This is a genomic window from Micromonospora sp. NPDC048986, from assembly GCF_040649335.1.
GTDB lineage: Bacteria > Actinomycetota > Actinomycetes > Mycobacteriales > Micromonosporaceae > Micromonospora > Micromonospora alfalfae.
On the sequence record NZ_JBEZFJ010000008.1, the window covers coordinates 302,133 to 314,591 of the forward strand.

Annotated in this window: 14 protein-coding genes; 13 read left to right on the forward strand and 1 reads right to left on the reverse strand. The window is 68.7% G+C overall.

Annotated features, from left to right (window positions below):
- Positions 1–119 precede the first annotated feature (119 nt).
- The 12 genes from AB0B94_RS18885 (at position 120) to AB0B94_RS18940 (ending at position 10,257) form a co-directional block, all read left to right on the forward strand.
- Complete coding sequence (locus AB0B94_RS18885; protein ID WP_238661241.1) at positions 120–515, forward strand: transcriptional regulator; 396 nt, start codon at positions 120–122, stop codon at positions 513–515.
- Between the two features lie 209 nt (positions 516–724).
- On the forward strand, positions 725–2,314 hold the full coding sequence (locus AB0B94_RS18890; protein WP_350860384.1) for a cell division protein FtsK: 1,590 nt from the start codon (positions 725–727) through the stop codon (positions 2,312–2,314).
- Positions 2,314–2,556 (forward strand): hypothetical protein, encoded by a 243-nt coding sequence (locus AB0B94_RS18895; protein ID WP_350860386.1) that lies wholly within the window; start codon positions 2,314–2,316, stop codon positions 2,554–2,556. Before AB0B94_RS18890 ends, AB0B94_RS18895 begins: the two co-directional genes overlap by 1 nt.
- 5 nt (positions 2,557–2,561) lie before the next feature.
- Complete coding sequence (locus AB0B94_RS18900) at positions 2,562–2,753, forward strand: hypothetical protein (protein ID WP_350860388.1); 192 nt, start codon at positions 2,562–2,564, stop codon at positions 2,751–2,753.
- Complete coding sequence (locus AB0B94_RS18905; protein WP_350860390.1) at positions 2,750–3,301, forward strand: DUF2637 domain-containing protein; 552 nt, start codon at positions 2,750–2,752, stop codon at positions 3,299–3,301. The genes AB0B94_RS18900 and AB0B94_RS18905 overlap by 4 nt, the downstream gene beginning before the upstream one ends.
- Positions 3,298–5,046, forward strand: a complete 1,749-nt coding sequence (locus tag AB0B94_RS18910; RefSeq protein WP_350860391.1) for a replication initiator — start codon at positions 3,298–3,300, stop codon at positions 5,044–5,046. Before AB0B94_RS18905 ends, AB0B94_RS18910 begins: the two co-directional genes overlap by 4 nt.
- Positions 5,046–5,228 carry a helix-turn-helix domain-containing protein gene (locus tag AB0B94_RS18915; protein WP_112601013.1) on the forward strand — a complete coding sequence of 61 codons (183 nt, stop codon included), beginning with the start codon at positions 5,046–5,048 and terminating at the stop codon, positions 5,226–5,228. Before AB0B94_RS18910 ends, AB0B94_RS18915 begins: the two co-directional genes overlap by 1 nt.
- Positions 5,228–6,445, forward strand: coding sequence for a tyrosine-type recombinase/integrase (locus tag AB0B94_RS18920; protein WP_350860393.1), 1,218 nt, complete (start codon positions 5,228–5,230; stop codon positions 6,443–6,445). The genes AB0B94_RS18915 and AB0B94_RS18920 overlap by 1 nt, the downstream gene beginning before the upstream one ends.
- Before the next feature lie 51 nt (positions 6,446–6,496).
- Positions 6,497–6,835, forward strand: coding sequence for an Imm51 family immunity protein (locus AB0B94_RS18925; protein WP_350860395.1), 339 nt, complete (start codon positions 6,497–6,499; stop codon positions 6,833–6,835).
- A gap of 765 nt (positions 6,836–7,600) precedes the next feature.
- Complete coding sequence (locus tag AB0B94_RS18930; RefSeq protein WP_357281234.1) at positions 7,601–7,966, forward strand: hypothetical protein; 366 nt, start codon at positions 7,601–7,603, stop codon at positions 7,964–7,966.
- 844 nt (positions 7,967–8,810) lie between these two features.
- Positions 8,811–9,551 (forward strand): hypothetical protein, encoded by a 741-nt coding sequence (locus AB0B94_RS18935; RefSeq protein ID WP_357281238.1) that lies wholly within the window; start codon positions 8,811–8,813, stop codon positions 9,549–9,551.
- Between the two features lie 460 nt (positions 9,552–10,011).
- Complete coding sequence (locus AB0B94_RS18940) at positions 10,012–10,257, forward strand: Imm51 family immunity protein (protein ID WP_357281242.1); 246 nt, start codon at positions 10,012–10,014, stop codon at positions 10,255–10,257.
- Positions 10,258–10,463: 206 nt separating this feature from the next.
- On the opposite strand, the gene AB0B94_RS18945 is transcribed toward AB0B94_RS18940, so the two are convergent.
- Positions 10,464–11,312: a helix-turn-helix transcriptional regulator gene (locus tag AB0B94_RS18945; RefSeq protein ID WP_357281247.1), complete on the reverse strand. Its 849-nt coding sequence runs from the start codon at positions 11,310–11,312 to the stop codon at positions 10,464–10,466.
- 128 nt (positions 11,313–11,440) lie between these two features.
- Between AB0B94_RS18945 and AB0B94_RS18950 the strand changes: the two genes are divergently transcribed.
- Positions 11,441–12,427 carry an aldo/keto reductase gene (locus tag AB0B94_RS18950; RefSeq protein WP_357281253.1) on the forward strand — a complete coding sequence of 329 codons (987 nt, stop codon included), beginning with the start codon at positions 11,441–11,443 and terminating at the stop codon, positions 12,425–12,427.
- Positions 12,428–12,459: the final 32 nt, after the last annotated feature.

Here is a 12,459-nt window from a genome sequence, read left to right on the forward strand (position 1 = left end):
CAGGCGCTCCGAAGCGGCCTGTCTCTGCCGCTCCAGGCAAAGTTGTTGACTTGTCTGCCAAGTGCCGTCTACCTTGGATCGCAACTTGGCAGACAAGTTAACAAGTTGGAGGTTGAGCGATGGCTCTGCGAGGCGGAACGCGGTTCGCTGTGCGGTTCGAGGACGTGTTCCCGGCTGGGTGCGCGCTGGTGCCCGAGTCCCTGGGCGAGGTCGAGGACTACGACGAGAAGACGGGCCGACGGTCGCCGGCCAAGGACAAGGTGACCGGCCAGCGGGTGTGGCAGGTCCGGGTGATGGACCTCGACCCCGAGCTTGGCAAGCGGTCCCGGGAGACGACGGTGAAGATCTCGGCCGATTACCAGCCGGTGCCGCCCACGGGTGGCCTGTTCGAGGCGGTCGAGTTCGACGGGATGACTGTCACGCCGTATGTGGCGAACAACGGTCGGATGGCGTACTCGCTGCGGGCGACCGGGCTGCGCGCCCCGGCGGGCGTCAACCAGAAGGCGTCGGCGTAACCGGTTCTGGTCAGGGCGGGGCTGTCAGGTCTTGGCGGACGGCAGCCCCGCCCCGGTGTCTCTTCCCCCTGCTCTGTCGAGAGAGGTGCAGACGTGTCCAAGGGTAGGCGTCGGGCTGGCCATGGCTGGCCCCGGTGCGGTGTGTGTCAGACCCGATCCAACCTGGCCGGTGGTGCCAAGTGATCGGGCGGCCTCGGGGTGAGGTGTTGATGACCTCGGCCGGGGATCTGCTGGTGATCCGGCCGAAGAAGCTCAAGCTGCCGTTCTGGATGGTGCTGCTCGGCCTGCTGCTGAGGTGGTCCGGGCGGGTCCTCTGGTGGTGCCTGCGGCACCCGGTGGCCACGGCTTCGGTGGTGCTGACGCTCTGGCTCTACGTCGAGTTCGACTGGCCCGGCCTGTTAGTGCCGCTCGTGTTGGCGGCTGCGGCGTCGGCGGTGTGGCGGTGGCGTGACGAGCCGTCCTGGTGGACCTTCTTGGCGGGTCCGCTGCTCGGCTCGTGGCGGCGGGCGTTCGTCTACCGGCGGGCGTGGCGTGAAGCCATGACCCTCTGCGGACTATCCGAGATGTACGACCATCGTCCGGTCCTGCCCGAGCTGCTGCGGGTGCGCTCGGATCAGGCGCTCGACGTGCTGACCGTCCGCCCGGTCCGGGGACAGACGCCAGAGCAGTTCCAGTCGGTGAGCGCCAACCTGGCATACGCGTTCGGGCGGCGGCACGCGCGGGTCTACTCCGAGCGTCCGGGCGACCCGCCGACCCGCACCGGCCGGGGCGCGTGGTTGCTGCGGCTCGTCGACCGGGTGCGGAATCGGGATCGTCCGACGCTGGTCTACCTGGCGCTGGTCCGTACCGATGCGCTGCGGACTGTGGTCCCGCCGTTCGCGGTGCCGGCGGTGCCGGACTTCACCGCGCTACCGCTGGCGCGGCGGGAAGACCTGCGTACCTGGTCGCTGCACCTGCTCGCCACGCATGTCCTGGTGGGCGGCGCGACCCGGTCCGGTAAGGGCTCTGTGCTGTGGTCGCTGGTCCGGGTGCTCGGTGGTGGGATCGCCTCCGGCCTCGTCCGACTCTGGGTGATCGACCCCAAGGGCGGGATGGAATTCGCGCTCGGCCGACCGATGTTCGCCCGGTTCGCGTGCAAGTCGTTCGAGGCGATGGCGGACCTACTCGACGAGGCCGTGACGGTGCTGCGGGAGCGTCAGACCCGCCTGGCGGGAACGGTTCGGGTGCATACGCCGACCGAGGCTGACCCCCTGGTCGTGGTCGTCATCGACGAGATGGCCGCGCTGACCGCGTACCTGCAAGACGTCGAGCTGCGCAAGCGCATCGCGTCGTCGCTGGGGCTGCTGCTGTCCCAGGGCGCCGGCGTCGGCGTCCTGGTGGTCGCCGCGTTGCAGGACCCGCGCAAGGACGTACTGCCGTTCCGGGATCTGTTCCCGACCCGGATCGCGCTGGGCCTGACCGAGGCGTCACAGGTCGACATGGTTCTTGGCGACGGTGCCCGCAAGCGGGGAGCGCTCGCGGACCAGATGCCCCGGTGGGCAAAGGGCGTCGGGTACGTGATCCTCGACGGCACTCCCGACCCGATGCGGGTCCGGTTCTCGTACGTCAGCGACGACGACATCCGCGACATGGCCCGGCAGTATCCGGCCCCGGCCGAAGCGGCGGACATCCTCGCCCAGGTCGGCCGGGAAACCGCCACCGAACCGGTCCGGCTCCCGCTGCCCCGTAAGCCGTCCGGGCCGTTGCTCCCGGAGTCCCTGCGCAACCTGCTCGACCGGGACGCCGGGGGTGATGCCTGATGACCGGCCGTCGCTTCTACCGGCTGCGTACCCCCGAACCGGTCACCGCGGTCTCCGTTCGCGTCGACCCGGAGCGACCCGACGCGTACCCCGTCTATCTGGCGGTCGGTGCCGGCCAGCGACGGATGGCCCTGACCCCCGACGAGGCGTGGGCGCTGTGGCGCTGCCTCTCCGAAGCTGTCGCCGCGCTCGGCACCCCACCCGACTACATCCGCACCGACATTCGACCGGCCCGGAGGTAACCGCCGTGAACCCCTTCACCCGCCTCGTCGACCGGCTCCGGCGTCCGCTGCGCATCCGGCTCGTCGGCCCCTCCGACCAGACCTCTGCCGCCCTGCACGGCGTGGCGCACATGGTCAACCGCCGCCCCGACATGGACGGCCGGCGCATCCGCATCGACCTGACCATCCGCGAGAAGCCGTTGGAGGAGTGGCGATGAGCAAGGGCACCGAATCGGCGGTACGCCTGGTGATCCTGCTCGCCATCGGCACCATGGCCGGTGCCGCCGCCTTCACCCACGTTCACGACCTGTCCGTTGCCCACGGCCAGCCCGACTGGATCGGCTGGGCCAACGCGGTAGCGGTCGAGCTGATGGCGATCTACCTCGGGTTGGAGATCCGTGCCCGCCGGCGTGCCGGTCGCCCGGTCGGCCTGGTCGGGTCGCTCCTGGTGGCGTTCGCGTTGCTGTCCCTCGCGGCCCAGGTCGCAGAAGCCCAAGCGTCGGTGTGGGGCTGGATCGTGGCGGCGGTGCCGTCGTTGGCGTTCCTCGCACTGGTCAAGGTCGTCTTGTCCAACGCGCCGGTCCACACGCCGGCCGACGAGCCGGACCAGCCCTCCGCCTACCAGTACGAGGAACCCGAGCGTCCCACCACCGCCGTCGAACCGGTCCGCTCGGCAGAGCCGACGCCGTCCAGCGCCCCGGCGGTGGTGCCTCCGCGCGCGGTCGTCCCGTCCAACCGGCCGCACGTCGTCGGGATCATCCGATGACCGCTCCGACCCTGCCCGGCCTCGAACCCGCCCCGACCCCGGATGCACCTCGCCCAGGGTCGCGGGCGGCCCGCATGGCGCTACCTCGCTCCGTCGACGTACTCAAGGAGATTGCGGCCGAGTACGGCGTCTGCGTCCGACCGCTCGCCATGCGCCGCACGGACCTGAACACCGGGCTGACCGAGGTCATCGACCTGCCCTGTGGGGCGACCCGGGAGGACAAGTGCGCCCCGTGCGCCAAGAAGAACCGCCGGCTGCGGCAGGCGCAGATCCGGGAAGGCTGGCACCGCGACGACGAGCCGCTACCGCCACCAGAGCCGGCGACCGAGGAACAGAAGGCGCTTGTCCTGCTGCGCGGGCACCTGGAGTTCTCCCGTGACGAGGCGTCCCGGGCGAGCCAGTGGGACCAGGTCACCGACCTCGACGAGGCGATCCAGGAGGTGGAAGAGGCGATTGCGGCTGAAGGACTCCGGGGCCGGGTCGCGCCGCCGCACTCGACCGGCGACGAGGACCAGGGCGACGAGGACAGCGGCCGGCGCCGCAAGCGCTCCACCCGGCGGCGGCAGGATGCCCCGGACCTGCCTCGGCGTAAGGTCGAGCGCCGCACGGTCGGAAGGACCTACACCGCGCCGGACGGCTCGACCTACCGGCCGTCGATGTGGCTGACGCTCACTCTCGGCTCGTACGGCCCGGTCCGCCCGGACGGCACTCCGGTCAACCCCAACCGGTACGACTACCGCCGCGCCGCCTGGGACGCGGTGCACTTTCCCCGGCTGCTGGACCGGTTCTGGCAGAACCTGCGCCGCTGCGAGGGCTGGAACGTCCAGTACGCGGGCTGTGTCGAGCCGCAACGCCGTCTCGCCCCACACGCTCACTTCGCGATCCGGGGCACCATCCCGCGTGACGTGCTGCGGACGGTGGCGGCGGCGACCTATCACCAGGTGTGGTGGCCCTCGGTCGGCGTGCAGCGGTACACCCTCGACCGGCTCCCGGTCTGGGACGAGCGGGCAGCGGCGTGGGTCGACCCGGACACCTGTGCGCCGCTGACCACTTGGTCGGAAGCACTCGACGCGATCGACGACGACCCGGACGCCGAACCGGTGCACGTGGTGCGCTTCGGCTCCCAGGTCGACGCTCGCGGCGTCATGCCCGGCACCGAGGAGGCCGAGCGGACTATCCGGTACGTCACGAAGTACATCACCAAGCACACCGGCGACGTTCACCAGATCACGAGCGGTCGGCAACGGGCGCACCTGGACCGGCTGTGGCAGGAACTCCAGCTCACCCCGTGCACCGACCGGTGCGCGAACTGGTTGCTTTACGGCGTCCAGCCGCGCAAGACACACGCGAAGCTCAAGCCGGGCCGGTGCAAAGGCAAGGTCCACCAGCGGGACACCCTCGGCATCGGCGGCCGGCGCATCCTCATCTCTCGCGACTGGTCCGGCAAGACGCTCAGCGACCACAAGCACGACGTGCGGGCCTGGGTGCGGACCCTGCTCGGCGTGAGCGTCGGCCTGGGTGGCGTCGACGACCAGGGCGCGACCGTCGAACCAGTCCGGCACGCCTGGGAACTCGCCCGACCCGACGACCCCGACGTGCCGGCCATGGCCCACCGGCTGCTGCGGTCGATCAGCGAACGTGCCCGCTGGCGCTCCGAACTCCTCGCCGCGAAGGACCGTGCCGCGCAGCTCTCCGAGGCCGAACCAAGGACGGGAACGGACGGCACGACGGGGGAGAGGCTTTGATGGCGGCGAACGATGGGCTCTGGACGATCCGGGACGTGGCGGCGTACTTGCGGGTGCCGACCGAGACGCTGTACCGCTGGCGGAAGGTCAAGTACGGCCCGCCTGCGGCTCGGGTCGGCAGACACCTGCGGTACGAGCCGGAAACGGTCCGGTCCTGGGTACGCGAGCAGGCGGCGGCCTGATGGGGCACGTAGAGGACCGCTGGCACAAGACGCTGCGCCACCCAGGAGGGCGAACGGAGCGGGTCAAGACGGAACTGTTCGGCAAGGGCCTGCGCTACCGGGTGCGGTACATCGGCCCGGACGGCAAGGAGCGCAAGAAGTCGTTCCCGGACCGGGCCAAGCGGGAGGCTGACGCCTTCCTCGTGTCCACCGAGTCAGACAAGCTGCGTGGCACATACGTCGACCCGCTCGCCGGCCGGATGACCTTCGCCGAGTACGCCGAAACCTGGCTCCGGACCCGCTCGTTCGACGAGTCGACCCGGGAGAGCACCGAGTTCCGGGTACGCAAGCACCTGCTGCCGTTCTTCGGCTCGCGGAAGCTGGCCGAGATTAAGCCGGGCCACATCCGGGAGTGGGACGCCGCAATGGTCGGCAAGCTGGCCCCGGCGACACGGGCCGTGGTCTTCGCGCACCTCCGGACCATCCTCGGCGCGGCCGTCGACGACGAGCGGATTGCCAAGAACCCGTGTTCGGCAAAGTCGGTCAAGCCCCCGCGACCGGTTCAGCGCCGGGTCGTGCCGTGGCGGTACGACCAGGTTTCGGCAATCCGCGGTGGCCTCGCTCAGCGGTACCGCGCGATGGTCGACCTGGGTGCCGGCTGCGGGCTGCGCCAGGGCGAGATCCTGGGGCTCGGCATCGACGACATCGACCTTGACGCGGGATGGGTGCACGTCTCACGTCAGGTCAAGCTGGTCCGCTCCCGGCTCGTCTTCGGCCTGCCCAAGAACGACCGGGACCGCCGGGTGCCGCTGCCGGACTCCGTCGCCTTGGTGCTGCGGCAGCACATCAAGGACTGCGACCCGGTGATGCTCACGCTGCCGTGGGAGAACCCGGCCGACGACGAGCGGGTCAGCGTGCCGTTGCTCTTCACCACCACGCGGCGAGGTGCGATCAATCGGCGCACCTTCGACAACAAGAGTTGGCGTCCCGCCGTGCTGGCGGCCGGCATCACGCCGACCCGGGCCACCGGGATGCACGCGCTCCGCCACTTCTACGCCTCGTCGCTGCTCGACGCGGGGGAGAGCATCAAGGCGCTCGCGTCGTACCTCGGCCACGCTGATCCCGGGTTCACCCTTCGGGTCTACACGCACCTGATGCCGGCCAGCGAGGAACGCACCCGGCAGGCTATTGACCGCTTGTTCGAGCCTGCGGCTGGAGACCCGGGACTGCGCGCGTGACGTCGAGTGCTGGATCTTGCCCCGGTCCCCGAGCGGTGCCAGGCTTCGCAGATGACCTTGCTTAGCCTGATCGAGACGACTCCAGAGCAGTATTCGCTGCTGCTGGAAGCGGGGACCACGCCGGTTGACGACCTGATTAGGGAACTCGGTCACGAGCCCAACGGGTACTTCTGGGAAGGCGTCGCACAACTTCTCGTCAGCACCGAGGCCCAGACGCTCGAAGGCCGGTTCGACTATGACTCCGAGGCCGGCATGTTCTGCGCTGACGGCACCGATCGAAGCGCGCTGGAAGAGTTGGCAGTTCAGATGAACGTGGTCGTGACCGACGGCGAACGCTTGCGGCGGCTCGTCTTGGAGGCCAAGGCGAGCGGGTTCGAGTTCGACGACTGACAGCCGTTCAGCCAGCGGCCTTCCGCACCCGCAGAGCCCGGACGCCCTGGCGACGCCCTGAGCGGGTCTCTGGCAGACGGAACGCCTGCTCAGGGCGTGTTTCACGTTCATAATCCGGCGTACAGGTCGACTCGTCCGTCGCCCACCAGGCCAGCCGCCCCGACATGGAGGGCTGACCTGCTGTCTCTTCGGGCGCTGCTGGTCGTCCACGGTCGTTATTGGTTGACGTTTGACGGCCGGTTGACGGCCCAGGCGGCCCAGCTCAGCGACGCCGCGGCGGCGGCGGCCTGTAAATCCGTCGCGAAAGCTTCAGAGGCTCGAATCCTCTACCCGCCACCAGGTGCAGACACGGCCCCTGACCAGCAGAGATCCTGAGCAGGGGCCGTTCTCGTTGTGCCAGCCAAGTTCGGTGAATCCCGCCTCCTACGGCTCCCAGTGGGCACATGGTGGGCAGGTTGATCTAGCCGGCCGAGCGGCCCGCTGAAGGCTCAGAGATCGACCGAGGGCCCTGGGTAGTGGGTACGCCCTACGTCGTGTTGGAACGGGCGTCTCGGGCGTGCCCCGTGGTCGTACGCCTGGCGGTGGTTGGCCCTGGGAGTCAGGCCGAGGGCAAACCAGTCCGGGTTGTGGACCGGCGCGGCAGCCGGAAGCCCTGACCGGGACCAGATCAGCCCCGCCGGCTTCCGTACCGCCTGACGGCGGTCGAACTCGCCCGAGCCTGGTGCCTCCCGGCTTGGTCGTCGAACCGACCGGCAGGATGGCCGCGTGGAGCGAGACACCCTGATCGCCCTTCTCGGAGCTGAGGACGGCGAGGTCTATGAGTCATGTGGCAACGCTTTACGAGCGGGCTACGACTTCAAGGTCTTGGACGGGGCGGCGTCGGTTGGGGCTCTCGTCGCCATCTATCGGCGTCGAGAGCGTCACACCCGCACGCGCGGTATCCGGACGCTCGGATTCGTGCAGGCGGTGGAGCGGCTGGCCTCGGCCGAAGGACTGGAAGAGTTGCAGCTCGGGCAGGTTGGCAACGCCGGGACGGCCTGGTTCTATCAGCTCTTCCTCGCGCCTGACGGCTCCTGCGTCGTTGCCTGCCTCGCAGTCCATCAGGTCAAGGGAGACACTTCACGCCCGTAGCTCGGCGGCTCGCTGTCCCATCTCGGCACGAGGGCGGCCTCCCGGCGGCTGTCGATGGCTTCCCGCCCCGGCGCCCTAGGCAGCCGGGGCGGCTTGCCAGCGGCCGGGCTCGCCGCCCCGCACCGCGCGAAGCGCGGTGCCTTGATCTAGAAGAGAACTATTCGGCAAGTTCGCTAGGTCGGGCGCACATCAGCTGTTGATCACACACTGCCACGTCGGCATCGGGGCCGCCAACACGTGGAACAGCCGGCGCTGGCTCCTCCACCCTCCTCGCGTGCGCGGCTGAAGCGGCGGTAGTTCTCTGACCAGTGGTAGTTGGCACGAACACCGGCGATGACCACGAGCACGCTGCCAAGGACCGCGGTGATCGCCGCAGATTGGGCGCGATCACGGCGACGACCAGGATGGACGCCGAGATCACCACGGCGCCGACGTCGGCGATCCGGTGCGCCCGCCGCGGCCGCCGCCCGCGGTCGGCGGCATGAGCGGGCACCTGATCAAGCGGTGGTGGCAACAAGCTGACAGTACGGCTGGAGTTAAGACAAGGTGCCTCACAATGCCAACAGCGATGTCAGGGGTAGCAGCCTTGTTCTGCCGGTAGGGGCAGGTTTGATCTGATGTCGGCGTCGGCGCCATTCGAGCACGGCCACGACCAGCGGAGATTTCGCCGTGGTTGTCGTCAGCAATAACGCGCGATTGCGGTCTTGCCCGCCCTTAGTAAGCTGTGGTCCACACTACTGTCGGAAGGGATCCGTATGCCGGTTTGTAATGTGCTCCCCTTTCCGGTATCTCGGCACCAACTCGCGCCCACCCGGCCCGCCACCAACGTCAGACCGAAGGCATAATGGACGACAAGGAAGATGTCGAGCTAACGCCGATAAATGAGAAAGTTAATCCGCACTCGTTCAAGTTCGTTATTGGCGCAAGCACCACGAGCGCCATCGCTGGGGCACTCGGTCTTGTGGCGGACGCGGGTCAGTTCGCCTCCCTCGCCCTCGACATCACGCTCGTTTGCGTCGGCGCCGTTTCGGCGGCCTTGTGCGTCGTGGGCCTTTTGCGAAAGGGGTTCACTGATTCCAGGCGGCGAGTGACTTTTGTAGTGACGATATTGTTGATCTCCGGCGCAGCTATAGAGGTCGGGATAAAACAAAGATTCGGAAGCGACCCCGAGCCTCTGCCGGCGAGTGCCGCACAAGTCGGACCTGAACGGGTGATGAGCCCCATTGCCGACGGGCACTTTCTAGAACCGCATGAACCCTTGTTGGCCTGCGCTCTGGCAAAGATCTACATCGAGGGCGGTGCCCCGAAGACCGGATGGGTATACGTCGTGGGGCACCGGGACCATGGAACCAGTCGCATATATTTCGTTGCGGTCGAGAGAGTTTCAAATGACAGGTGGGCCAGCAGGGTTCCCACTGGCAGCAATGCGGCGGAAGTGTGGCTCCTTGCCGTGGCGGCCGACTGGGTCAACTACCTCCCAGAGTTGGCACCGTCAGCTCAGTCAACTCAATGGTCCTCCGAGGATTTACCGCCGGGATCTACGTCACTTGACCACGCAACTTTTCCGCTGGCTTCCGGTTGTTAGCATTTGCGGCGGCTCGATCGGGTATCACCAATTCGTAGTTCCGGATCATCCGCGCTATGAAGCTTCTATATTGAGTGAAATGCCTAATCCTGTGTATTCATCTCAGCGTGATCGAGTGCGCTGGCATCGGCATGAGCGGACGTCTCGCCAGCGCGGCACCGCAGACAAGCGCTCGCGGTCAGACCATCGTGACCATGTGAAGGATCAGGTGAACCGCCCTCTTCGAGGTAGGTGGCACGGGCCTGCTCCCGGGCCTGCATGCTCGCTCGTAGTCGTCGAGCGAGTCTGGGGGGATGGCCAGCTCGTCAAGCTGCTGGTCTTCCACGAACGCCCATCTGCGATCTCGCCATCCCGGAAGGCGGCGAGTTGGTCAGCCGTGAGTGTGCCTCGTCTACCGCATCCTCCTTGCTGGCGGCGAACGCTGAGGCGTTCCTTGTCTCGACGGAGACGGACAAGCTCCATGCTCCTACGTCGACCCGCTCGCCGGCCGGATGGCCTTCGCCGGTCTGGGAAGGGGGTCGCGCAGGTGTTGGTCGGCATCGAGGCTCCGGCGTTCGATGGGCGGTTTACGTACGATTCCGAGGGTGCGATGTTCTGCGCCTACGGCGCCGACCGACGCGTTCTGGAGGAGCTTGCCGCTCGGATGGGCGCCGTTGCGACGGACGGCGAGCGTACGCGGCGGCCGAGGTCAACGGCTTCGAGTTGACGACTGAGGTCCGCTGTCCCGTGTGAGACCCGCATTAGGCGCGCCATCGACTGCCCGCTGACGGACACCGAGATGCCCTGACGCCCTCCGGTGTGCAGGTCGAGTCGTCCGTCGCCCGCCGTGCCGCCTGGGACGCCGTGCACCCGGATTTATGACTAAGCACTAGCGCATGGCCGCGTAGCTCGGTGGCAGTTTGCGACAAAGGGTCAGTGAGGCACACCGGCCGGAAACTCCTCGACCCCCAGCACGCGCAGCAGCTCAAGCTTCTCCCGGGCCTCGGCGTCGGCCGGTGTCAGCACCAGCAACTGCTGGCCGAGGTCGGGGGTGACCAGGGTTTCGCAGTCCATCGTGATGCGGCCCACGCGCGGGTGCATGAACGTCTTGCGGTCGGCCCGGCGCACTGCCACCTCGTGCTCGGCCCACAGCCGGCGGAAGACGTCGCTCGCAGCCCGCAACCGTTCGATCAGGCCGGTCACGGCCGGGTCGCCGGGCCGCCGGCCGGCCACCGCGCGCAGGTCGGCGACCTGTTGGCGGGCGTGCCGCTGCCATTCGTCGGGGCCGTGGAGGTCGCGGATGACCGGGTCGGTGAAGTAGCGGTAGGCGACGTAGCGGCGGTCGCCGGTCAGCCCGGTGTGGTCGCCGGTCAGCAGGATCGACATGCGGTTCTGCGCCAGGACCTCGCCGAGGTCGGACAGGACCATGGCGGGGGTGTCGCCCACCAGGTCGAGCAGGCGGACCAGGCCGGCCCGGGCCAGGCGGGCGATGCCGTCGGCGGGCGGCGGCTGGTGGCCGGCCAGGTGGAACAGGTGGCTTCGCTCGTCGTCGGTCAGGCGCAGGGCCCGGGCCAGGGCACCGAGCAGTTGGGTCGACGGCTGGCTGCTGCGGCCCTGCTCGAGGCGGATGACGTAGTCGACGGACATGCCGGCGAGCATGGCGACCTCCTCGCGGCGCAGGCCGGCGGTGCGGCGGCGGGGGCCGTCGGCGATGCCGACCTCGGCGGGGCGGATGGCCTCGCGCCGGCGCCGCAGGAAGTCGGCGAGCTGCTCACGCTGCATGCCTCCATGCTGCCCCGGCACTGGGCACCGAGCCAGGGAGCGGCGCTCCCACGATAAGCGCTCCGCTGCCGGCAGGCCGGGAAGTGGCGCACTGTGGAGCCGAGATCGACCGATGAGGGAGAGTTTCGATGCAGACACGCACTCTGGGCAACACAGGCCCCAAGGTTTCCGCAGTGGGGCTGGGGGCGATGAGCATGTCGGGCACCTACGGCCCGGCCGATCGCGAGGAGAGCATCGCCACCGTACGGGCCGCGCTGGACGCGAGGGTCACGCTGGTCGACACCGGTGACTTCTATGGCATGGGGCACAACGAGCTGCTGCTGTCGGAGGCGTTGCGGGGACGCGACCGGGACAGCTATCTGCTGAGTGTGAAGTTCGGGCAGCAGGTGGGGCCGGGCATGCGGTTCGCCGGTCAGGACTCCCGTCCGGCTTCGGTGCAGAACTTCCTGAGCTACTCGCTGACCCGGCTCGGCGTCGACCACGTGGACATCTACCGGCCGGCCCGGCTCGACCGGTCGGTGCCGATCGAGGACACGATCGGCGCGATCAAGGAGATGATCGACGCCGGTTACGTGCGGTATGTGGGGCTCTCCGAGGTTGACGCGGAGACCGTCCGGCGGGCGCACGCCGTACATCCGATCGCTGATCTTCAGATTGAGTATTCGCTGCTGTCGCGGGCGGTCGAGGCCGACGTGCTGCCCACGCTGCGGGAGCTGGGCATCGGGCTGACCGCGTACGGGGTGCTGGGCCGTGGCCTGCTCTCGGGGACCTGGGTGCCGGGGCGGGCGGACGACCCGCGTAACCACAGTCCCCGCTTCTCCGCCGAGAACGCGTCGCACAACCTCGCGCTGGTGGAGGCGTTGCGCCGGGTCGCCGACGCGAAGGGGTGCACGGTGGCGCAGTTGGCGATCGCGTGGGTGGCGGCGCAGGACCCGTCCATCGTTCCGCTGGTCGGTGCGCGTACCCGCCAGCGGCTGGCCGAGGCGTTGCCGGCGCTGGAGGTGAAGCTGTCGGCCGGTGATCTCGAAGAGATCGAGGCGGCCGTGCCGAAGGGTGCCGCGCGCGGTGACCGTTACCCGGCGGCGTTCATGTCGAGCCTGGGCGTCGGTAACTAGTGCCTCGGTTGCCGCGTCCCCGATCCGCACAG